Source organism: Bartonella florencae, from assembly GCF_000312525.1.
GTDB classification, from domain to species: Bacteria; Pseudomonadota; Alphaproteobacteria; order Rhizobiales; family Rhizobiaceae; genus Bartonella; species Bartonella florencae.
The window spans coordinates 49,913-72,571 of sequence record NZ_HE997454.1 but is presented as its reverse complement, the minus strand read 5'-3'; the positions used below and the strand labels follow the sequence as shown (position 1 = coordinate 72,571).

Sequence of the window (22,659 nt, the reverse complement as noted above, 5' to 3'; positions counted from 1 at the left end):
AATAGATATCCTTATTCATTATGGGTTTCACTTTCATTTTTAAAAGTCTCAGTACTTTCAAAACTATTGGGTAGCAAATCAAGGTCGTTTTCTTGTTTATTCAAGCGAATGTCGACAATTTTTGCTTCTGGGAAATGATTGAGTATTTTCGCGATATCGGGATCTGTTTCTGCATTGGAAAAAAGTGTTTTTTGGATAGCTATACTTTCTTCCTGTAGGGTTGGCCCTCCACCTTCATTAACAAAGGTGATAGCCCAGCGTTTTTTAGTCCATTGAAGGAGCATTTTTTCTATATCACGAGCAAGAGAATGTGGAGCATTTTCAGAAAGTCTTAAGGTAATATGCCCAGCTTTAAAAGAAACAGGATGAACAAATTCTCTAACAAGTATCTTAAAATGGATATTATTATGCTGTTCAGCTAATTTAACAATATCGTGTAAGGAATTGATAACGGTGGTTTGCGGTTCAGTAATTTCTGTTGCACTTTTTGTAGAGGGATGTGGTGAAATTGCAAGTTTTTCAGAAATTTCAACGGGCTGAGAATTTTCAAGAACTTCTTTTACTTGCAAGGAATGAGTGCTTTCAAAGGTTTGAATATTAGCTAGATCTTTTTCTTGCAAGGAGTGATTAAATTGTTTTCCAAATGTTTTTAAATCTGATTGGTTGGCTGGTGTGTTTGGAGTGCTTGAGGAACTATGAGCATATACAGCTGTTGTTGTATTATTTGCGTTTGTGGATTCTTGATGAGAAGAATTTGGAACAATTGTGAGAGGTGTTTTTTCTTGGGTAAGCTTTTTCAAAGCTTCATCGAGAGTGGGGAGCTCAGCAGTGTGTGCAAGACGAATGAGTAACATTTCTGCAGCTTGTAGTGGATGTGCTGTCTGACTTACTTCCTGTAAGCCTTTGAGTAACATTTGCCAACTTCGGGATAAAACAGGGATGGAAAGTTTTTGTGAAAAATCTAAGCTTCTTAAACGTTCATCTTCAGTAAGTGAAAGGTCTTCGGCTATCTCTGGAGTAAAACGTAAACGTGTTACCAGATGATTGAAATCAGCCAATTCTGTCAATATAGTGAGAGGATCAGCCCCAGCATCATATTGGCTACGCAATTCACGTAAGGCATCCACAACTTTGCCCTTCATGATGAATTCAAAGAGATCAATGGTACGTGCTTGATCAGCCAATCCTAGCATGTCGCGTACTGTAATGGCACTGACATTTCCATTGCTATGAGCAATTGCTTGATCAAAAATAGACAAAGCATCACGTACAGAGCCTTCTGCAGCGCGGGCAATCATGGAGAGTGCTTGATCTTCCACTTCCACTTTTTCACATTTCCCAATTTGGCGCAGATGTGTGCTTAAAACTTTTGATTCAATACGTCGCAAATCAAAACGCTGACAACGTGAAAGAATTGTAATAGGAACTTTGCGAATTTCTGTCGTTGCAAAAATAAATTTTACATGCGCTGGTGGTTCTTCAAGTGTTTTCAAGAGACCATTAAATGCTTGCGTTGAGAGCATATGCACTTCATCAATAATATAAACTTTATAGCGAGCAGAAACAGGACGGTAACGTATTTGTTCAATAATTTCACGAATATCGTCAATGCCCGTATGAGAAGCGGCATCCATTTCTATAACATCAATATGGCGTCCTTCGATAATTTGTGTGCAATGCTCACCAAGAGAGTCCAATACAGTTGTTGGTTGGTCAATATCTTTTGTTTTATAATTGAGCGCACGTGCTAAAATACGTGCTGTTGTGGTTTTACCTACTCCACGAATTCCTGTTAGCATCCAAGCTTGTGCAATACGCCCTGTTTCAAAAGCATTTGTGAGGGTACGCACCATAGCCCCCTGACCAATGAGGTCAGAGAAATTTTGAGGTCGATATTTGCGAGCAAGAACACGATAGGTTGTTTCTACCGGCATATTTTCTACCAATGATTCCACTTTGGAGCTCTTATGCGTACAGTTAGGTGACACGAAGGAATAAATTAACACCCTAATCTAATATAAAAGGATTTTTTCTCAATCAAATTATTTTTTTAAAGAAGAGAGCAATTTTCTTAAAAACAGCAAAAAATCTCTTACTTCTTTATACACAATACCGCTGTGAAAATTGCACACACTTCACAGAAAAACAATAAAAATATAACTTATACAATAACAGAGGAGGCTGGTACAATGACCCGTACAAAAACCCGTTGGGGCTGCTTCTTTCCAGACCTGACCCAGTTGGCGAGCAGTTCGTCCACCACCAACCTCCCAAATTCATATTGTCGATTTAAAATAAAAAATCAAGCTAAGAAACAAAAAATATGACACGAACAACGAAGATTTTTTTCTTTGAGCTTAATTTTTGTAATAAGACAATAAAAAAATGGAAATTTAGTGCTTTTCATTGGCACAACGTCTTCTCTTGATTTGCCATAAACAAAGTTTTTTATTTCTCAGAAATCGAGTTTTGATAATTTACGATATCCGATTTCGAAAAAAGCTTACTTGAGTCTTTTTATACATCTATGCAAAACCAAAATATTTTTGGGAATATTATTAATAACCCCCTGTATCACAGTCTATTCCAGTAATTTTTTTAAAAGTATAATGTCCTGATGAAGGAAAACTTATATGGAGGGATTTTACACTTTTGAGCGTAAAAACCTTATGTTCTCTATCATGTATTATTTTTTTATCATCTGCAACAATTTGTAGTCTGTCTAAGTCAGAAGGGGATGAGTACGATAAAGCAAAGGAAGCTTTTTTAGGTTTAAATGCTTTGCAAGCATATTCAACACCTTGATGTATTGTATCGAACATACCAATTGTAGCAGTTTCATTTGGCGCAAAATTCCATTTTTTCTCACCAAATCCAGCAAATGCAACACTTGAACAAACGAGAATATTGGCAACAAATAATCCTTGAGTGCAGATTTTTTCATTATCGTTCTCTTATATATTAAAAATACAGTTAATCATAAATCGGTATTCATCGATATAAAAGATGAAACTTTATTGCAAAAAGCAGAAGGGATAACTACGATTTTCAGTTTTATAAAAATTATTTTGAGCATTGCTTTAAATCCCAAAAATTGTGTTTTGGCATTTGTGTTGTTTTAAATTTTTTCTCAATATATGTTTTTTGATTATGTAATTCATGGAAAAATATTATTTGGATAATTTAAGTATTTCATTTACAGGTGACATCGCTCATTTTCCTTTTCAGTGTTTATTATGAAGTTCGTTGGCAAAAGAGGATAAGCTTTTCAAAGCAAATTGCACTATAGAATATTTATGCAAAATGACGCAATTTAATTGTTCTTCATACAGGTGTTCGATCATTTTGAGCTGGATAAATGCCAATAATGCGAAGTTCAGCAGAAAAAAAAGACAGCTCTTCGAGGGCAAGTTTCATCATGGGGTCTTCAGGGTGCCCTTCGATATCAACGAAAAACTGTGTTGCATTAAAATTTCCACCAATTTGGTAGCTTTCTAATTTTGTCATATTAATACCATTCGTGGCAAATCCTCCCATGGCTTTATAAAGAGCAGCAGGCACATTACGTACGCGAAAAAGAAGACTTGTGATGATTTTTTCGCCATTTTGGGGTTGTGGTACGTGCCTTTGAAAACGTGAAAGTATGACAAAACGCGTAATGTTATGAGGATTATCTTCAACATTTTTTTCAAGAATATCAAGTCTATAGAGCTCTGCTGCAATCAGAGGAGCTAAGGCTGCTTGTGAACGTTTAGCATTTTCTTTAATAAATTTTGCAGCTCCAGCAGTATCAGGTGAAATAACAGGAATCCAACCATTTTTCCGAATAATTTTCCGGCATTGTGCGAGGGCATGCGTATGGCTGTGAACGGTTTTAATTTCCTCATGCCTAACGCCGGGTAAAACCATGAGTTGAAAATGAATAGGTAAAAAATATTCATCAATAATGTAAAGGGATGATTGCGGTAAAAGATGATGAATATCCGCAACGCGGCCAGCAAGAGTATTTTCAATAGGAATCATAGCAAGATCAGCTTGCCCACTTTCCACTAAATTCAGCGCCTCTTCAAAAGTTACAGAAGGAACAGCTTCCATATTGGGAAACATATGAGTACAAGCAATATGGGAATTAGCGCCATATTCTCCTTGAAAAGAGATTTTATTGGTTTTTTTAAGTGTTTTCATGCTAAAATCTTGCGTACTCTCTCAAGGTCACGTTGTGTATCCACTCCTAAGGGAATTGTATTGATTATCTCTACATCGATACGCATATTATGTTCTAATGCACGTAATTGTTCAAGTTTTTCACGTTGTTCGAGGGGAGAAGGTTTAAGCGCTACAAATTGCTCTAAGGCTTTGCGTCGATAGGCATATATCCCAATATGATGATAAAGGGGGCCATCTCCATAGGGCGCTGTTGTGCGGGTAAAATAAAGAGCACGAAGGCGATTTTGAGAAAGTGGTGTACCGATAATTTTGACGACATTGGGATTTCTCTTTTCGTTTTTGTCACTAATTTTTGCACCCAAAGTTGCAATATCAGTCAAGCTATTTTCCAAAGGGCGTAAAGCACTAATAATTTCATGAGGTGTTATTGTTGGCAGATCACCTTGTACATTCAAAATGGCATTGTAGCGTTGTTCAGGATCAATACGCGTTAAAGCTTCATAAATGCGATCAGAGCCAGATTTATGGTCACCATATGTTATGATACACTCATGCCCATAAGTTGTAACAGCTTTGGCAATTTCATGATGATCTGTTGCCACAAGAATACGTCCTATTGCAGTTTTTTTTGCTTGTTCAGCAACATGAACAATCATCGGCTTTCCAGCAATTTCAGCAAGAGCTTTTTGAGGCAGACGCGTTGAATTCATACGAGCGGGAATCAGAATAATCGGTTCAAGTGTCATGGCAAAATTCCAAATGCCGTCTGTAAAGCATTTATCATGTTGTATGTCATAAAGAAAAAGCTTAAACTAAAAGTAGTAATGAAAAGATAATAAACGTTTAAATTTTTATGAAACGCTCGACAGTTGTCTATTTTGCTTTTTCTTGTGTATGTGTGTTGGTGATTGTGGTGGGAATTTCTACACTCAGCGATATAGTCTATGATCATTCTCCATCGGTTCAAAAGCCTTATACAGTTACAAGAAATGATGCGTTCAAGGAAAAACAGAAGGTATTTAATAATTCTTTGTCCTTAAACGATCGTCTTCAACAAGGCAATCTTGAAAATGGGCGTAAAATCTTCCGCCAATGTGCCATATGCCATACCTCTGGACGCAATGAATCTAGCCGTGTTGGTCCAGTACTTTGGGATATAGTGAACCGTTCTTTAGCATCGGCGCCAGACTTTGCTTATTCACGGGTTTTGCGTGCAAATTCTGATCAAAAATGGGATTTTATAACGTTAGATCGTTATTTACAATCACCGCAGAAAACATTTCCTGGGACTATTATGTCTTTTCGTGGGATAAAAAATGATCAAGATCGTGCCGATCTTTTGCTTTATTTACGCAGTTTGTCTGATCATCCTGTTCCTTTGCTAATAGATAATAAAGAAGGCGAACCAAACTAAATTATACCATAGATGTTTTCTTGAGAAAGAGATGTGATTGGTTTTGAGATTTTTATTTGTAATTTGGGTTTCAATCTGTTTCTAATCTACTCATCAATCTACCTTATTGCATAATTCAATTCACTAAATAATACAAAAGTGTGTAGGTACTTATCCTTAACTGGTCGGTTTATCATGAGAATACCGTAATTCTTTTATTACAAAGAGCATTTTAAAGCTTTGTTTAATTGGCAGTTTTTCATTCTCAACAGTAAAAATTTATTCAGTAAAAAGGTAGGGGGCGGATGTGTTGAATTCGATAGCCACTTAAAAAATGTGCATGATAAAGCTTCCGTCAGCATTTCTTTTATCTATTGTTTTTAATGAGACAAAACATGCTTAGAGTGGGTTAAATCAAAATAATCTGATTCAAGTTGGAAAATACAAGTATCAGGCAAAGCTCTATTTAGAGCTACGCTTAAAAAATAAAATTGATATCATCTCCATATCAAAGAGAAAGATAGTGAGTGAATGTTTTGGTGTACATGATGTGATTTTTTTTTGAAGCGAACCCACTAAGTGTCATAGAAAATAAAAAAAGTAATAAGAAAAAGATTCACCTATCTTTGGAATGCAAAAGAGAGTTCTAATATGTATGGGGTGTTTTCTGTTTTCTAAGGAGCTCTATGAGTATTTTGATAAGGATATTCATATTAACGTGTATTGATAATAATGATGTTCTGAAATGAAGTTCTGATTTATCTTTCTCCTCCATCGCATTAGTAGCGGATAATAAAAGCATAGAAATTAAGGGAAGGTATCATAGATCATATTTTTTGTAATTAATAAATAAGAAGAGCTCTTTTCCCTGAAACTACTTTTTAGGAAAAAGGGTTTTTATAAGTGAATGTTTGTGGGGGAGAGGCTATGGAAAAACAATACATTTTAGGAAAATACACACCTGTTGTTGTTCGTGAAAAAGGATACAATTTGGGGTGTAGAATCAAAGCAGTTTGTTATCAATGAGAAAAAAAACTGGGAAAATTTGATACTTATCACAGCGTAGTGGATCGAGAAAAAGACGGTGGAAGAAGTTTACAGTTTGCTCTCGTTACTCATGTTAAGAGAAGACTTTAACCGTGCATTTTACTTTTTTGTTTTTGCTGAGATATCGAATAAAATTTTTAATAATCGGTATTCCAGAAATCATTTCCATTATCAAAGTTACTGTAAGAATCTAGAGTCTTTTCAACATACTCTTTCACGAAAAGTAGTGGTCATTTTAGGGTGTGGTGGGATTGGTAATCATGTATCAGCAACACTTGTTACTTCTGGTATGGAGAAATTATTCTTGTCGACAATGATGTGATTGAAATAACTAATCTTACCAGACAAATTTTTTTACTGAACAAGATGTTAGACTTTCTAAGACGATCGTTCTTCGGCGTGAATGATTAGGGAGAAACAGTGAGAGTGAAGTTACTGAGCTCAAGATGTCAATCATGACCAAAACGGATATCAACAAATTGCCCAGAGCTGATTTGTGGATTATTTCTGCTGATACATTTGGTTAGCTGGTGCCATGGATAAACGAATAGTATGTAAAAAATCAACAAGCTTATATAAATTCTGGATATATTAATGATATATCTGCGTTTGGATCTTTTTACACACTAGAAAAAACTAGTTGCTATATATACCGTTCATCGATAGAAAATCTTCCTCCCCCAAAACGCGACCCTTTAATATATAAGGCTTACACTGCTATTCATAATAACTTCAAAGTTGCGAATTTCTTCCTGTGAATGCTCTTTCAGCTTCTGTTTGTGCTAATGATGTCCTTAAATTTTGGGGTGGTTATGGCACTTTACTTTTCACTGATCATCGTGTGAGAATATGGAGCAGAAAACTTCTCACAGAAGAACGTTCTTAAAAAAAGCTCATTGCAAAGTTTGCGGAACAAAATCATAAACAGATCCAAAATACTTGCTGTAATCTACGGGTTTTATCACGCGGGTTTTTCTAATGTCTATGCGGCTTACCTTATCTCAATGCGCTATGCCTCAAGTTGCTTTTTAGGTAACTGTTTTGCTCTTTGATTTTCTCTGTACTGTTTTAGCTGATATATATCGGTGCAAATATTCAGTCACGGTCGGAGTTTTTATGACAGGATCATTTTATTTTCTATGTCTGTAAGCTCTCAATATGAAAGCACTTATCATTGCACAAATTCTCTATGGAGCAGGAACTTGCTTCATTGCCAGCGCTATTGGCGAATGACTTTATCGTTCTCTATGTAATAAACAAGATCGCGTTTCACATTATCGTTAGCATGATCAGTGGTATCGTAGAGATTGGAACGATATATTATCTCAGGCATCATGATGGGAGTAATTTTCTTTATATTTCTTATTGTTCCTGAAGAAAAAACATCTGTGAGGGAAGGACCAAAAACAAAAAATATTCTGCAAAATGCTAAGAAAACGCTTTGGGTATTTAAAAACACGGTGGGTGGAGCATGGTTTATTTTGCTGATGTGCCTTTTCAGCGCTGGCATTCAAGTTATTTATCACTTCTGGCAGCCAATAATACTCTCTGGTGGAAGATTAGCCACCCCAACAGTTCCGCAGGTGCTGGTACTCATGTTCTGTCATATTAGGAGCCTTCTCTGTTCAATATTTTTCCAATTCACTTATGTCTAAATATCACGCATTTGATAAACAATATAAGAAATCTATAAAGTGTTTTTCATTATTTTCTACCTTGATGTATATTGGCTTTTATTTTTTATCCATAGCAATCAAATTGCAGCTTCAGTTATCGCATTTTCTTTAATTCATGGATTTATTTGCACTGTACCGATAGGAGCAAAGCCTCTTTTTTTTCAAAGCTTACCCAAAAACAAACTGGGCATATTTCTGGTATTATTGGTGCTGTATCTTTCAGTGGAAGAATATTTTCGATTTCGGTGTTAAGCATTATTTCTTTTTTGCCTGCAAAAGTTTCACCGTCATACTACCTTGTACTACCAAATTTAACTTTTTTCATGTGTGGCTTGGTCACCATCAGATGGATATCACTTTCTAGTAAAGCTATTTTGAAAAAAACTATATAACAAATATATTTGATAAAGTGATTGTTTTTGAAGTTTTATAGAGCAGGAAAATGAGCAGGATTTGTTTTACTAATAAAGTTAAGACAATCTGCGTCCAGAAAACTTTTCTATCTTATAAATTACTGAATTAAGTGCATTGAAATCATACAGAATTTTTTACTGCTAAATCTGGTTTATTGCATCAAACACAGTTTTTAAGATTTCTTTGAAAAACTGCAACTTTGTTTTTATTCGGGCGTGGAGAAGAAAGAATTTTATCAGAAGTCATGAGGATTATGAAAAAGATAAAATCATTGATATATTAAAGCTTTACATGGGCTGATAGCTCTTTTTTCTCCATCATTTTATCCCCATGAGTTTTCTGGTGTACAGAGACAACGAATTGCTCTTGGGGCAGGTGCAATCATTTTTAAGCCGCGCTTTATGGTGTTTGATGAACCAACCTCTTCTTTTGATGTAAGTGTACAGGCATAAATTATTAATTTTTTGTGTCGTTTACAAAAAAAATATCATTCGTGTTATTTGTTTATTAGTCATGATTTGAAAGTTGTTAAAGCAATTTCACATGAAGTGATTATTATGTGCAAGGAAGAAATATTTGAATATGGTGCTGCTGTCGTATTTTTTCTTCTCCGCTAAATTCCTACATGTAAAGCTTGATGTCTGCAGCCTTTGCATGAGAATCTAAACACTTATAGGCCATGATCTTAAATTATATTGACAATTTCTTATAAAAGAAGAGTTTTCTCTGCTAACAGTTTTTTCTGATTTCAGTGTATCTCGAGAGAATGCTGTAGGTTTGCAGAGATGAGCATCATCATCTTTTTCCAAAACTCTTAAGTAGCTTCTATATTTACACTGGAAACTGAACGTTTATAAGTAATAATATTAAACTGTGCAGATAATCCGTTATAGAGAAGGATTTTCCCCACTAACGGTTCACCAATATTTGTAATCAGTTTAATGGCTTCCATGGCTTGAAGTGTTCCAATAACGCCAGGTAAAACACCAATGATTCCAGTTTCAGCACATGTTGGGAGCGTGCTAGGAGCTGGCGGATTAGGAAAGAGGTCGCGATAGTGAGGATTATTGTCTTTATAAGGCATAAGCACTGTTAATGAACCACTAAAACGTTCTACAGCGCCACTTATTAAAGGTTTTTTGCACTGAGCGGCATGATCGGCAAGCAAATAACGTGTGGTAAAATTATCGCATCCATCAACAATGATGTGGTAGGCGTTGAGGAGTCTATCCGCATTACTTTTATCCAAACGTATGTTATGTTTTTCAACTATAACATGGGGGTTTATGCCTTTTATAAAAGCTGTAGCGCTATCTGTTTTGCAGTGATGAATTGTGCTGGTTTTGTGAATAACTTGGCGTTGTAAATTGGAAAGCGAAACGATATCATCATCAACAATTCCAAGGGTACCAACACCTGCGGCAGCTAAATAAGTTAAGATAGGAGCACCAAGTCCACCAGCGCCAACAACAAGAACACGGGCAGCTTTAAGCTTTTGTTGTCCCGCTCCACCAATCTCAGGCAAAATGATGTGACGTGCATAGCGTTCAATTTCTTCACTGCTTAATTTTGTATCAGCATCTTGTCTCATAGGTTTTCTCTTGTCATAGTTTTTTATTATTTACTGAGTTTATGGCGCATAGGCCAGTCCGCTTTTACTATAGGGAGGTTTTATTCATGAAAATTGCCATTCAGATGGATCATATTTCAACCATTCAGATTCAAGGGGATACGACATTTGCACTTGCTTTAGCAGCGCAAGAACGTGGACACTCTCTTTTTCATTATACACCGGATCGTTTATCTATGCGTGATGGTTGTGTGGTTGCATGGCTAGAATCATTAACGGTATATGATAAAGAAGAAAACCATTATCAATTAGGCACGCCTTTCCGTACGCAATTGATAGATATGGATGTGATTCTTTTACGCCAAGATCCTCCCTTTGATCTCAATTATATTACCACAACACACTTGTTAGAACGTATTCATCCTCAGACTCTTGTTGTGAATGATCCAGCATGGGTGCGCAATAGTCCAGAAAAAATTTTTGTAACAGAATTTCCTGATTTGATGCCAGAGACTTTAGTGACCAAAGACATTGAAGAAATCAAGGCTTTTAGAGACACATTTGGTGATATTATTGTGAAACCACTTTATGGCAATGGAGGTGCTGGTGTTTTCTATTTGAAACAGAATGATCGTAATTTAGCATCACTCTTAGAAATGTTTGGACAAACTTATCGCGAACCTTTTATCGTCCAGCGCTATTTAGAAGCAGTGCGAAAAGGGGATAAACGAATTATTTTGCTTGATGGTACGCCTGTGGGAGCGATTAATCGGATTGCTGCAGAAACGGATGTTCGTTCTAACATGCATGCTGGAGGTCGCGCAGAAAATGTTGAATTAACAAAACGTGATTATGAAATTTGCGAACGTATTAGTTCGACTTTAAAAGAACGCGGACTTCTTTTCGTGGGAATTGATGTGATTGGAGATTATATAACAGAAATTAATGTAACATCCCCTACTGGAATTCGTGAAATTAAACGCTTCTGCGGTACAGATATTGCTCATCTTTTTTGGGATGTTGTTGAGTTTAAACGTTCAAATTAAATTTATTTGAACAAAGAATCCAAAAATGATTTTGTTAGAAAAAATGAACAATGTTGCTTTTTTATATTTGTTATGCTGCAAATGTGAACTAGAATTATTGTGCTATACGAATAATAGTTCTTGGTTTAGGTTTTAGGGAGTTTATAGATGAACAGGATGTTATCAGTTGGAGTAGGGCTGTTTTTTGCGGTACTGTTGTCTGCTAATATTGGCAACGCACGCGGTCAAATTCAGATGACTGGTTCATCTACAGTTTTACCTTACCAAAAGATTGTTGCTGAAACGTTTGGGGAAATGTATCCTCATTTTAAGGTTCCTGTTATTGAATCAGGTGGAACAGGAGCTGGTATTAAAGAATTTTGCCGTGGCATTGGAGAGAACACCGTTGATATTGTTAATGCTTCGCGAGCAATGAAGCCTAGTGAATTACAATCTTGTTTTGATGCTGGTGTAAAAGATGTTGAAGAGATACGCATTGGATATGATGGCATTGTTTTTGCAACAGATATAGATGGTCCTGATTGGAAATTGCAACCAGTAGATGTTTATAAGGCTCTTGCTGCTCGGATTGTGAGAGACGGAAAATTGCAGACCAATAACGTTTCGAAATGGAACGAAGTCAATAGTGATTTTCCTAATTCGACGATAGCAGCTTATATCCCTGGAGAAAAACATGGAACGCGTGAAGTTTTTGAAGAACAATTGCTCATTGTAGGCTGTAAGGAGAGTGGAGCAGTGGATACGATGAAATCTTTGGGGATGGATGATAAGGCAATACACGCTGCTTGTGTTGCTGTACGTAAGGATGGTAAAGCCATTGATATTGATGGCGATTATTCTGAAACCTTTGCACGTCTCACTTCTAATAAAACAGGAGTGGGTTTTTTTGGTTTATCTTTTTATCAAAATAATGCCGATAAGCTAAAAGTTGCAGATATTAATGGTGTTGCGCCAACTGTTGAAACAATCTCTAGTGGTCAATATCCAGTTTCTCGTCCACTTTTTTTCTATATTAAGAAGGCGCATTTAGGTATTACTCTGGGGTTGCGGGAATATGTTGATTTTTTCCTTTCTGATCAAATGATTGGTCCAGATAGTCCTTTAGCTGAATATGGTTTGATTGCTGCTTCTGAAGAGGAGCGTCAAGCGCAGCGTTCTGCTTTTTCTGCTGGCCGTGTGATGACGTTGAAATAATTTTCTAGATTTGCAAGTGTAGACATTTTCTGTGCTGCTTTTTTATAAAAATTGAAAGACAATATGCGCATTTCCTTCATTATTTTTCTGTTATTAATTCTTGGATTTTTGGGCTTTTGTCTTTCTTATATGCGGGCCCGTACTCTTGAATACAAACAATGCAAGATGCATTCTCGTGCGTGTTATTATGGGTGGTGGACATTTTTAATGACGGTTATTCCACCTCTTATTTTTTTGATTTTTTGGAATGGTGGGAGTGCAATTTATTTAGAGTATAACGCTTCTCGAGAGGTTGAGGCATATAGTGCACAGATAACAGGGCTTGTGAATCATGACCTATTTTGGGGAACACTTCGAAGTCTGGTTAAAATGCTTCATCAGTTTGATGGGGATCTTATGAGCGCTTCGTATGAAGAAGTACGGGCGCAATTATTCGCGAAAGGATTAATTTCACCTCATGAAGTATCAGATGATGTGTTAAAGATAGCACAGTCGTGGGTATCTTCTTCTAAAAAGCTTCAATTTATTGGTCACGTTTTTCTTTTTATTATTGCGTCCTTTGGCTTTATTGGTGGAATGATGCAAATTGCTCCACATCATCGCGCGCGCAATAAGGTTGAGAGTTTGATTGTTATTGGGTTAGTTTGTGCGTCTATTGTTGCAGTTTTGACAACCATAGCCATTGCACTTTCCATGTTCTTTCAAACGGTGAATTTTTTTCAGTCTGTATCCTTTTCAAATTTCTTTTTTGGAACAGTTTGGGACCCGCGTTTTTCAGCGGGAAGTTCGGGGGATGGCGTGGGGCAATTTGGTTTAATCCCATTGCTTGCTGGCACACTTTATATTGCATTTGTTGCAATGCTTTTTGCTGTGCCAATAGGATTATTTTCTGCTCTTTATATGGCTGAATATGCTTCGTCTCGATTACGCTCAATTGTAAAGCCATTATTGGAAGTTCTTGCTGGTATTCCAACCATTGTTTATGGTTTTTTTGCTTTAAAGGTTGTTGGGCCATTTTTACGTGATCTCTCTATTTCTCTCTCGGGTGGTGTTGGTTTTATTATGGCGCAGAGTGTTTTAACTGCTGGAGTTGTGATGGGCATTATGTTGATACCTTTTGTTTCCTCTTTATCGGATGATGTTATTACAGCTGTTCCACGTATTTTACGCGAAGGTTCGTATGGTTTAGGAGCAACGCAATCGGAAACAATTAAAAAAGTGGTTATACCGGCAGCGCTTCCAGGGATTATGGGAGCAATTTTATTGACAGCATCACGTGCAATTGGAGAGACGATGATTGTGGTTTTGGCGGCAGGTGTTGCAGCAAACTTAACACTTAATCCATTTGAAGCGATGACCACGATGACGGTTAAGATTGTTAACCAATTAACCGGTGATCTTGAATTTAATTCTCCCCAAACTCTTGTTGCTTTTGCTTTAGGGATGACACTCTTTATTATGACTCTTTTGATGAATATTCTTGCTCTTTATATCGTGCGTAAATATCGGGAACAATATGAATGAATGAAGTTTTTCTTTTCCCTCGTCGCAATATTAGTCTCAAACGTCGATATTGGGCAGAACGTCGTTTCCGTGCGTATGGTCTGATTGCTATTTTTATTGGTTTGTTTTTTTTATTTGCACTTTTATGGTCTATTATTAGTCAAGGTTATACAGCGTTTTTTCAAAGTGAAATGACCCTATCGATTTATTTGGATGAGAAGATTATTGATCCAAGTGGTCAGCGTTTGGTAAATCCACAGATACTCATAACGGCCAATTATCCTCTTCTTGTACGCAATGCTTTAGTGAAGAAGCTTGGTATAGATCAAAATGATCGGGCATCATTACGGGATATTCGCCGTATGTTTTCAAGTAGTGTACGTGTTCAACTACGTGAAATGGTGACAAAAGATCTACAATTAATTGGTACAATGCAAAAAATCAAAGTCTTAGTGGCAGCGGATATTGATTCTGCTTATAAGGGACAGATTGATTTGCGTGTAGCAGAAAAAAATCGCAAAGTTTCTAATCGCCAAATAGAATGGATGAAACGCTTAGCCGATGATGGTACGCTTTATAAAACATTTAATTTTGGTTTTTTTACCTTTGGTGCCTCAAGTCGTCCTGAGACTGCGGGATTAGGTGTTGCAATTATTGGCTCTTTTTACATGATAGCTATAGTTTTACTGCTTTCACTTCCCATGGGGATAGCTACTGCGGTTTATTTAGAAGAATACGCGCGCAAAAATAAATTTACAGATTTTATTGAAGTGAATATCAATAACCTTGCAGCGGTTCCCTCGATTGTTTTTGGTCTATTGGGGCTTTCTGTTTTTGTTAATTTTTGGGGGTTACCACGTTCAGCCTCTTTTGTTGGTGGGCTTGTTTTAGCCCTTATGACGCTCCCTACAATTATTATTGCTACCCGTTCTGCTTTGCGGGCTGTTCCTCTCTCTATTCGCTCGGCTGCTTTAGGTTTAGGGGCATCAAAAACACAAATGGTTTTTCATCATGTTGTTCCTTTAGCGGCTCCTGGTATTTTGACTGGTACGATTATTGGAGTGGCGCAGGCTTTAGGTGAAACGGCACCTTTACTTTTAATTGGAATGGTTGCTTTTGTTGTCAATATTCCTGCTACTCCCATGGATCCAGCAACAGCTTTGCCTGTCCAAATTTTCATGTGGGCGGGAGAAGCAGAGCGTGCCTTTGTTGAAAAGACATCCGGTGCTATTATTGTATTGATGACTTTTCTTGCTATCATGAATATTTCTGCGTTTTTTTTACGTCGACGATTTGAACGACGCCAATAATTTGAATGAAGCAGTAACTTCGATAAAATATTCATTGTGATAAGATTTGTGTTTTAAAAGTAAGGTGAGTTTTTGTCATGAAAATTAAAATGCGTGGTCAGGATGTGAAGGTTTTTTATGGGGAAAAAGAAGCACTTCATGGTATTACTCTTGATATTCCTGAACATCATGTCACGGCTTTGATAGGTCCTTCAGGTTGCGGAAAATCGACTTTTTTGCGTTGTTTTAATCGTATGAATGATATGATTGAAGGTGCTAAAATAACGGGGCTTATTACTTTAGATGGGGAAAATATTTATGATCAAAAAATTGATGTTGTAGAGTTGCGCGCCCGCGTAGGAATGGTTTTTCAAAAACCCAGTCCTTTTCCAAAATCTATATTTGAGAATGTTGCCTATGGTCCACGTATTCATGGTTTAGTGAAATCGCGTGCTGAATTGCATGATGTAGTTGAAAAGAGTTTGAGACAGGCGGGTTTATTTGAGGAAGTAAAAGATCGTCTTCATGAGGCGGGCACAAGTTTATCAGGAGGACAACAACAGCGTTTGTGTATTGCACGTGCCATTGCGGTTAGTCCTGAAGTTATTTTGATGGATGAGCCTTGCTCAGCTCTTGATCCCATTGCGACGGCTCGGATTGAGGAGCTTATCGATGCATTACGGCAAAATTATACAATTGTTATTGTGACACATTCTATGCAACAGGCCGCACGTGTTTCTCAATATACGGCCATGTTTCATTTAGGGCATTTAGTAGAAGTTGGTGCAACGGAAATGATTTTCACCTCACCAAAAGAACAACGGACGCAAGATTATATTACAGGACGTTTTGGATAGGTGAATGGAGGAGTGTAAGATATGTCTATGAACCATACTGTTCGTTCTTATGATGCAGAACTAAAATATCTAAAAGTAAGGATTTCAGAAATGGGAAATCATGCAGAAAGAATGATTGAGCGTTCTATTGCATCGGTTGTCTGTAGTGATCTTCAACTAGCAACGGCAGTGATTGCTGATGATGTATTTTTAGATGAAGCAGAACGTGACATTGATGAAAAAGCGGTTGCTATTATTTGCAAACGCCAACCGATGGCTGTAGATCTGCGTGAAATTATTGGAGCCATTCGTATTTCTTCTGATCTTGAGCGGATTGGGGATATGGCTAAAAACATTGCTAAGAGGACTGTAGCCCTTTCGGAAATACGTCAATCCGCCTCCTTTTATCATGGGCTTGAAGCAATTACAGCCTTAGCGCTTAGTCAGTTAAAAGAAGTTTTAAATGCTTATGAGAGTCACTTATTAGAGCGTGTTGACGCTGTGCGTGAGCGTGATGAGAAGATTGATGCTTTGTATACTTCTCTTTTCCGTGAACTGTTGACCTATATGATGGAAGATATGCGCAATATTACAGTTTGTACGCATTTATTATTTTGTTTAAAGAATATTGAACGAATTGGGGATCATGTTACCAATATTGCTGAAATGTTACATTATATCATAACGGGTTATCATATGTCTTCTGATCGTCCTCGTGATGACCTTACGTATAAAGTTGGTGTAGGTGAAAAGAAAGGAGATTAAATTTTTCTGAGATGTCTAAAATAAGTTTGTGATAGATTGAGCATTTTCGTAAAATAGAGCTATAGAAAGAATATAATAACCATATTATGAAAAAGCCACAAAGGGGCCGTATGGCAGATTGTGGACTCTTGATTTGACATATTTGTATATTGAATGATACCATCATCTATATTTTGATCAGAGGGGATTTTTTCTGATCATTTTCTAAAGTTTATATTAAGGGGATAGCTGTATTATTTTTTTCAATATTGATACCAAGAGTTTTAATGTCCCAATCTTTTTCGTATGTAGAATGAGAGGGGAGTTTTTGAATTTTATTGCGATGAAAATACGAGGGGTATTATGGGTTGTTTTTGGCTATTAGGAATGACAGTATTGGTCTATAAATTAATATTTTTTTATTATTTATTTCGCACAGATAGTTTTTGATTACCACTTGTATTAAAATTTTACTGAGTGGTGACGATTAACCGTATACTTTCTTTGAAGATACATTTAAAACGCACTCGGATTTTGAGTACTTCAAAGATATGGGGATGTATTGTATAAAATGAAGAAAAATTTCTGGACTGTTTTTGTTAGCTGTTTTCTGGCACCGTTTGTTATTGTAGGATGTGCGTCAGATCATTTTAGTGTTGGGAACGTGAATGATAATAAGAAGACAAAGACAGTAATGTATCCGCTGACTGAGCGTCAATGTCTTATGCGTGCAATGTATTTTGAATCAAATCGTACGAGCCGTGAAGGGATGATTGCTGTGGGCACTGTTGTTATGAATCGTGTTAATTCAAGTGCTTACCCAAAAACGATTTGCGGTGTCGTTGGTCAGTACAAACAGTTTGCTCCCGGTGTTTTAACGCGTCCTATGACAGAATCCTCATCTGTTGATCGTGTTAAAGAGGCTGCAGATGCTGTTTTACGCGGTGAACGGGATAAGAAACTTAAAAACGCTAAGTTTTTTCATACAGCAGGTTTATCTTTTCCTTATAAAAACATGTACTATGTTCGTATTGCAGGGGGAAATGCGTTTTATGAAAAGCGCTCACGTGATGGATTTCTTCAGGTTCCCACGAATGATCGTCCCTATGATGTTGCTTATGCTTTTGCTCAAGAACGTTCTGGAAAGGTGCCAAGTTTCACGGATTTTGAATTAATGAGTGAAAGATTAAAGGTAGAAAAAAACCAAAATACATCTTCTTCGATAGAGGTGGCGCAAGCAAATAGGGTGGGTCCTCAGTCTTTTTTTACAGTACAACTTGATAAAGTTCCCATTCCCACGTCAGCACCACATCATATAGAGAAGGAAGGGGAGAACAAAACAATTGTAGCTTATACTATGCCCTCATCAGAGCAGTTAAGTGCAATTGTTACAGTGTTAGAAAAACGGTACAGAAGCCGGTAATTTTCACAACCAAAGTAAAGGATATTGGTAATGTACTTTGATATTCATGAGTCAATTTCGCCTGAAATGCTTAATCGTCTTGCAGAAATTACGGTAAAAGTCGGGCTGAATTTACAAGAGGGACAGGATCTTGTTCTAACTTCTCCAGTTTCAGCATTACCTTTTGTTCGGCGTATTGCCTATCATGCTTATAAGGTTGGTGCTGGTGTGATTACACCACTTTTTAGTGATGATATGTTATCGCTTACGCGTTTTGAAAACGCCCATACTGCTAGTTTTGATTGTGCACCTTCTTGGTTGTATGAAGGAATGGCGAAGGCTTTTGAAAATGGAGCTGCACGTTTAGCGATTGTTGGTGATAATCCTTTGCTACTTTCCAATCAAGATTTTGATAAGATTTCACGTTTAAATAAAGCGACTTCAATGGCTTATCAGCCAGCTCTCAAAAAAATATCAAATTTTGCTATGAATTGGTCGATTGTTTCTTATCCAACAACAGGGTGGGCTGAAGCAATGTTTCCTTCTTTGCCACTTCATGAGGCGATTAAAAAATTAGCTGATGCAATTTTTTCTGCTTCCCGTGTTACAGAAGAAGACCCAATACATGCATGGGCTGTTCATAATGCAACTTTGAAGCAACGATCATCTTGGCTTAATGAGCAGCGTTTTTCTGCTTTACACTTTACAGGGCCAAGTACTGATTTAACAGTTGGTTTGGCGGATGATCATGAATGGCATGGTGGTGCATCCGCTGCAAACAATGGCGTTGTCTGCAATCCTAATATTCCAACGGAAGAAGTATTCACCACTCCTCATGCTCATAAGGTTGAAGGTTTTGTTCGTTCAACAAAGCCTCTTTCCTACCAAGGAGCACTCATTGATAATATTGAGGTGCGGTTTGAAGCTGGGCGTATTGTTGATGCGCGTGCTTCAACAGGGCAAGAAGTTTTACAACAGGTTTTGCAAAGTGACGAGGGTGCAAGTCGATTAGGTGAAGTTGCTCTTGTCCCACATTCTTCACCGATTTCTAAAAGCGGCTTACTTTTTTATAATACTTTATTTGATGAAAATGCTGCATGTCATATTGCTTTAGGGCAGTGTTATTCCAAATGCTTTTTAGAGGGAGCATCATTGACAGCAGAGGAGATTGCAGCACGAGGCGGTAATAAAAGTGTTATTCATATTGACTGGATGATTGGATCTGGTGAAATTGATATAGATGGCATTACGCAAGATGGTATGAAGGTTCCTGTATTTCGTAAGGGTGAATGGGCTTAATATTTTATTTTTTCAATGGTAGTGTTGGAACGCATAGTGATTTAAGAAAATAAATGCCTGAACTTCCTGAAGTAGAAACAGTTCGTCGTGGCCTAGAACCTTTTGTAACTGATGCAAAGATACTATCCGTCAGGCTTAATCGTAGAGATTTGCGTTTCTCTTTTTCCGAGGCGTTTTCTGAGCGACTTATCGGGCGCACAATTGTAGAGCTGGGTCGGCGCGCGAAATACTTGTTGTTTCATCTTTCACAAAATGAAACGATTTTGAGCCATTTAGGAATGTCTGGGTCATGGCGTATAGAAGATGCATTTTTAAGAAAAGCATCTTCTGCTACAGGAAAATTTGTGAAACATGATCATGTTGTTATGAATATTCTGGCAAAGGATGGCAAAGTTTATCATCTTACTTACAATGATGTGCGTCGTTTTGGGTTTATGCTTTTAGTAGATACAAGTAGGCTTTATGAGCATTCGCTTTTAAAAAAGCTAGGGATTGAACCCATGAGTAATACATTTTCTGGTCGTTATTTACAAAAGGCTTTTATTAATAAAAAAACATCTCTTAAAAGTGTCTTGCTTGATCAGTCTATCATTGCGGGTCTTGGAAATATTTATGTTTGCGAAGCACTCTGGCGTAGCCGTTTGTCTCCGCAACGCAGCGCATTTACATTGGCATCGAAAACTATGCATGCGCGTAAATTGTCAAATTCTTTAGCACAGAATATACGCGATGTAATTTCTGAAGCGATTTTATCTGGTGGGTCTTCTTTACGTGATTATATGCATGTAGATGGCTCTCTTGGTTATTTTCAACATGCTTTTTCGGTTTATGGGCGAGAAGGCAAAGAATGTTTGCAATGTGGAACGCCTATAGTGCGTATTTTACAGTCGGGACGTTCAAGTTTTTACTGTTCACAGTGCCAAAAGTGAATATGATCTCTTGCAAAATCTTATAAGAAGCTTAAAGTCGCGTTTTATAATTATATAAAGATTGGGAGGCTTTTTATGCTGAATAAAGTATTAACACATCTTGACGAGAATGTAGAAAAAAGCCTTGAACGCCTTTTTTCTCTTTTACGTTTTCAATCGATTTCTACAGACTCAGTTTATAAAGATGCATGTCGTCAAGCAGCTGATTGGTTAGTAGAAGATTTAAAAACCATAGGCTTTGAGGCTTCACGGCGTGATACACCTGGTCATCCAATGGTTGTAGGGCATCATCCAGGTCCTTCAGATGATTGTTTACATGTATTGTTTTACGGACATTATGATGTTCAACCTGTTGATCCGTTGAGTTTATGGGAAGATGATCCATTTACACCTTCTTTAAAAGAGAGAAATGGAGAGAAAGTTATTTGTGCTCGCGGTTCTTCAGATGACAAAGGTCAGCTTATGACCTTTATTGAAGCGTGCCGTGCATTTAAGAAAGAAACAGGGCAGCTTCCTGTTAAAGTTACTATTTTATGTGAAGGTGAGGAAGAATGTGCTTCTCCTTCTCTTATTCCTTTTTTGAAAGCAAATAAGGAGGAGCTTAAAGCAGATTGTGCACTGGTTTGTGATACATCTATGTGGGATGCTAATACACCATCTATTGCTCTTTCTCTTCGGGGAATTATGGCGGAAGAGATTCTTATCACAGCAGCGAATCGTGATTTGCATTCTGGTTATTTTGGAGGAGTAGCAGCCAATCCCATTCGTATTTTAGTTAAAGTTTTGGCAGGGCTTCACGACGAAAATAATAAGGTAACACTTCCTGGTTTTTATGATGGAGTAGAAGAAACACCTCCACATATTTTACAATCATGGAATGCGCTTAATTGTACTTCTGAAAATTTTCTTGGTCCTATAGGTCTTTCAGTTCCAGCTGGTGAAAAAGGACGGAGCATTTTAGAGCTTGCATGGGCACGTCCTACCATGGAAATTAATGGTATTAGTGGAGGTTATGAAGGGGAGGGGATAAAAACGGTTATTGCTTCTCAAGCGAGTGCAAAAGTATCGTGTCGTTTAGTACATAAGCAAGATCCAGAAAAAATACGCCAAGCATTGCGTGATTATGTATGCAGTGCGATTCCTGCTGACTGTAAGGTTGAATTTAAGAGTCACGGTTCTTCTCCGGCACTTCAGCTTTCCGCTGATTCATCTTTTATCAAGGTGGCGAAGGATGCTTTATCACAAGAGTGGGAACTCCCTGCTGTATTGACAGCTATGGGAGGCTCGATTCCAATTGTTGCAGATTTTCAGTCAATTCTTGGTATGGAAACTGTTTTGGTTGGTTTTGCTCTGGCTGATGATTGCATTCATTCGCCTAATGAAAAATATAATCTAAAGTCATTTCATAAAGGGCAACGGTCTTGGGCACGTATTCTTGCAGCTTTAGCAAAAAAAGGAGGATAGATGACAGAAATCCGCGTTCATCAAGGTGATTTACCAAACTTAGACAATTATAAAACTGATGCTGTTGCGATTGATACTGAGACTTTAGGTCTGCAACCATATCGTGATCGTTTATGTGTTGTTCAGCTTTCTTCTGGAGATGGTACTGCTGATATTATACAGATTTCTAAAGAACAAAAGAATGCTCCTAATTTGGTTAAGCTACTTGAAGATAAGGCAATCACTAAAATATTTCATTTTGGGCGTTTTGATCTTGCTATTTTAGCTTATACATTCGGTGTTATGCCAGATGTGGTTTTTTGTACGAAGATCGCTTCAAGACTGACGCGTACTTATACGGATCGTCATGGATTAAAGGAAATTTGTGGTGAATTGTTGAATGTAAATATTTCTAAACAGCAGCAATCTTCGGATTGGGCTGCTGAGACTTTATCACGTGCGCAAATTGAATATGCGGCATCAGATGTTTTATACTTGCATCGTTTAAAAGATATATTTGAAGAACGCTTAAAACGTGAAGAGCGCGAACATGTTGCAAAGGCATGTTTTCAATTTTTGCCTATGAGGGCAAAACTTGATCTTCTGGGATGGGCGGAGGTTGATATTTTCGCACATCATAGCTGACTTTAAATTCTTTTTAAAAACCAGATTAAGAAGAATTACTTTGATGCAACAGAAAAAAACAC

The 22,659-nt window shown here is 37.3% G+C and carries 17 protein-coding genes, 1 other RNA gene and 1 pseudogene; 13 read left to right on the top strand and 6 right to left on the bottom strand.

The annotated features are described in order from the left end of the window. Positions 1 to 11: 11 nt before the first annotated feature. From BN202_RS07050 to BN202_RS07030, 5 genes are all read right to left on the bottom strand, one after another. The gene (locus BN202_RS07050; protein ID WP_034987808.1) at positions 12 to 1,934 is read right to left on the bottom strand and encodes a DNA polymerase III subunit gamma/tau; all 1,923 of its coding nucleotides are present in this window, start codon (positions 1,932 to 1,934) and stop codon (positions 12 to 14) included. A 239-nt stretch (positions 1,935 to 2,173) separates the two neighbouring features. Beyond that, positions 2,174 to 2,271, bottom strand: an RNA gene (ffs, locus tag BN202_RS09530) — signal recognition particle sRNA small type. Between the two features lie 287 nt (positions 2,272 to 2,558). Beyond that, a complete protein-coding gene (locus BN202_RS10360; protein ID WP_034987754.1) occupies positions 2,559 to 2,936 on the bottom strand; it encodes a hypothetical protein in 378 nt (125 codons plus the stop codon). A 388-nt stretch (positions 2,937 to 3,324) separates the two neighbouring features. Beyond that, positions 3,325 to 4,185 (bottom strand): prephenate dehydratase, encoded by an 861-nt coding sequence (locus BN202_RS07035; RefSeq protein ID WP_019219922.1) that lies wholly within the window; start codon positions 4,183 to 4,185, stop codon positions 3,325 to 3,327. After that, positions 4,182 to 4,913 (bottom strand): 3-deoxy-manno-octulosonate cytidylyltransferase, encoded by a 732-nt coding sequence (locus BN202_RS07030; RefSeq protein WP_019219921.1) that lies wholly within the window; start codon positions 4,911 to 4,913, stop codon positions 4,182 to 4,184. The genes BN202_RS07035 and BN202_RS07030 overlap by 4 nt, the downstream gene beginning before the upstream one ends. Positions 4,914 to 5,020: 107 nt before the next feature. Between BN202_RS07030 and BN202_RS07025 the strand changes: the two genes are divergently transcribed. Then, on the top strand, positions 5,021 to 5,581 hold the full coding sequence (locus BN202_RS07025) for a c-type cytochrome (protein ID WP_019219920.1): 561 nt from the start codon (positions 5,021 to 5,023) through the stop codon (positions 5,579 to 5,581). 1,946 nt (positions 5,582 to 7,527) lie between these two features. Then, positions 7,528 to 8,675: pseudogene (locus tag BN202_RS07015) on the top strand (MFS transporter). 836 nt (positions 8,676 to 9,511) lie between these two features. On the opposite strand, the gene BN202_RS07010 reads toward BN202_RS07015, so the two are convergent. Next, complete coding sequence (locus tag BN202_RS07010) at positions 9,512 to 10,288, bottom strand: molybdopterin-synthase adenylyltransferase MoeB (protein WP_019219917.1); 777 nt, start codon at positions 10,286 to 10,288, stop codon at positions 9,512 to 9,514. A gap of 86 nt (positions 10,289 to 10,374) precedes the next feature. Between BN202_RS07010 and gshB the strand changes: the two genes are divergently transcribed. The 11 genes from gshB to BN202_RS06955 all read left to right on the top strand — a co-directional run bounded on the left by gshB (position 10,375) and on the right by BN202_RS06955 (position 22,597). After that, positions 10,375 to 11,313, top strand: a complete 939-nt coding sequence (gshB, locus tag BN202_RS07005; RefSeq protein ID WP_019219916.1) for a glutathione synthase — start codon at positions 10,375 to 10,377, stop codon at positions 11,311 to 11,313. A gap of 147 nt (positions 11,314 to 11,460) precedes the next feature. Next, positions 11,461 to 12,507 (top strand): substrate-binding domain-containing protein, encoded by a 1,047-nt coding sequence (locus tag BN202_RS07000; RefSeq protein ID WP_034987750.1) that lies wholly within the window; start codon positions 11,461 to 11,463, stop codon positions 12,505 to 12,507. Positions 12,508 to 12,570: 63 nt separating this feature from the next. Further along, positions 12,571 to 14,031 (top strand): phosphate ABC transporter permease subunit PstC, encoded by a 1,461-nt coding sequence (gene pstC, locus BN202_RS06995; RefSeq protein ID WP_019219914.1) that lies wholly within the window; start codon positions 12,571 to 12,573, stop codon positions 14,029 to 14,031. Beyond that, positions 14,028 to 15,320 (top strand): phosphate ABC transporter permease PstA, encoded by a 1,293-nt coding sequence (pstA, locus tag BN202_RS06990; RefSeq protein ID WP_019219913.1) that lies wholly within the window; start codon positions 14,028 to 14,030, stop codon positions 15,318 to 15,320. The genes pstC and pstA overlap by 4 nt, the downstream gene beginning before the upstream one ends. Positions 15,321 to 15,397: 77 nt before the next feature. Beyond that, positions 15,398 to 16,156 (top strand): phosphate ABC transporter ATP-binding protein PstB, encoded by a 759-nt coding sequence (gene pstB / locus BN202_RS06985; RefSeq protein ID WP_019219912.1) that lies wholly within the window; start codon positions 15,398 to 15,400, stop codon positions 16,154 to 16,156. A gap of 21 nt (positions 16,157 to 16,177) precedes the next feature. Then, positions 16,178 to 16,900 (top strand): phosphate signaling complex protein PhoU, encoded by a 723-nt coding sequence (gene phoU, locus BN202_RS06980; RefSeq protein WP_019219911.1) that lies wholly within the window; start codon positions 16,178 to 16,180, stop codon positions 16,898 to 16,900. A 550-nt stretch (positions 16,901 to 17,450) separates the two neighbouring features. Beyond that, positions 17,451 to 18,302 (top strand): cell wall hydrolase, encoded by an 852-nt coding sequence (locus BN202_RS06975; RefSeq protein ID WP_019219910.1) that lies wholly within the window; start codon positions 17,451 to 17,453, stop codon positions 18,300 to 18,302. Positions 18,303 to 18,332: 30 nt separating this feature from the next. Then, a complete protein-coding gene (locus BN202_RS06970) occupies positions 18,333 to 19,580 on the top strand; it encodes an aminopeptidase (RefSeq protein ID WP_019219909.1) in 1,248 nt (415 codons plus the stop codon). Positions 19,581 to 19,633: 53 nt separating this feature from the next. Beyond that, positions 19,634 to 20,509 carry a bifunctional DNA-formamidopyrimidine glycosylase/DNA-(apurinic or apyrimidinic site) lyase gene (gene mutM / locus BN202_RS06965; RefSeq protein ID WP_019219908.1) on the top strand — a complete coding sequence of 292 codons (876 nt, stop codon included), beginning with the start codon at positions 19,634 to 19,636 and terminating at the stop codon, positions 20,507 to 20,509. Positions 20,510 to 20,584: 75 nt separating this feature from the next. Beyond that, positions 20,585 to 21,973 (top strand): M20/M25/M40 family metallo-hydrolase, encoded by a 1,389-nt coding sequence (locus BN202_RS06960; RefSeq protein ID WP_019219907.1) that lies wholly within the window; start codon positions 20,585 to 20,587, stop codon positions 21,971 to 21,973. Continuing rightward, a complete protein-coding gene (locus BN202_RS06955) occupies positions 21,974 to 22,597 on the top strand; it encodes a ribonuclease D (RefSeq protein WP_019219906.1) in 624 nt (207 codons plus the stop codon). The last annotated feature ends 62 nt before the right edge of the window (positions 22,598 to 22,659 follow it).

Coding starts and splice junctions, on each gene's coding strand:
- BN202_RS07050 (WP_034987808.1), bottom strand. CDS start 1,934: ATGCCGGTAGAAACAACCTATCGTGTTCTTGCTCGCAAATATCGACCT.
- BN202_RS07035 (WP_019219922.1), bottom strand. CDS start 4,185: ATGAAAACACTTAAAAAAACCAATAAAATCTCTTTTCAAGGAGAATAT.
- BN202_RS07030 (WP_019219921.1), bottom strand. CDS start 4,913: ATGACACTTGAACCGATTATTCTGATTCCCGCTCGTATGAATTCAACG.
- BN202_RS07025 (WP_019219920.1), top strand. CDS start 5,021: ATGAAACGCTCGACAGTTGTCTATTTTGCTTTTTCTTGTGTATGTGTG.
- BN202_RS07010 (WP_019219917.1), bottom strand. CDS start 10,288: ATGAGACAAGATGCTGATACAAAATTAAGCAGTGAAGAAATTGAACGC.
- gshB (WP_019219916.1), top strand. CDS start 10,375: ATGAAAATTGCCATTCAGATGGATCATATTTCAACCATTCAGATTCAA.
- BN202_RS07000 (WP_034987750.1), top strand. CDS start 11,461: ATGAACAGGATGTTATCAGTTGGAGTAGGGCTGTTTTTTGCGGTACTG.
- pstC (WP_019219914.1), top strand. CDS start 12,571: ATGCGCATTTCCTTCATTATTTTTCTGTTATTAATTCTTGGATTTTTG.
- pstA (WP_019219913.1), top strand. CDS start 14,028: ATGAATGAAGTTTTTCTTTTCCCTCGTCGCAATATTAGTCTCAAACGT.
- pstB (WP_019219912.1), top strand. CDS start 15,398: ATGAAAATTAAAATGCGTGGTCAGGATGTGAAGGTTTTTTATGGGGAA.
- phoU (WP_019219911.1), top strand. CDS start 16,178: ATGTCTATGAACCATACTGTTCGTTCTTATGATGCAGAACTAAAATAT.
- BN202_RS06975 (WP_019219910.1), top strand. CDS start 17,451: ATGAAGAAAAATTTCTGGACTGTTTTTGTTAGCTGTTTTCTGGCACCG.
- BN202_RS06970 (WP_019219909.1), top strand. CDS start 18,333: ATGTACTTTGATATTCATGAGTCAATTTCGCCTGAAATGCTTAATCGT.
- mutM (WP_019219908.1), top strand. CDS start 19,634: ATGCCTGAACTTCCTGAAGTAGAAACAGTTCGTCGTGGCCTAGAACCT.
- BN202_RS06960 (WP_019219907.1), top strand. CDS start 20,585: ATGCTGAATAAAGTATTAACACATCTTGACGAGAATGTAGAAAAAAGC.
- BN202_RS06955 (WP_019219906.1), top strand. CDS start 21,974: ATGACAGAAATCCGCGTTCATCAAGGTGATTTACCAAACTTAGACAAT.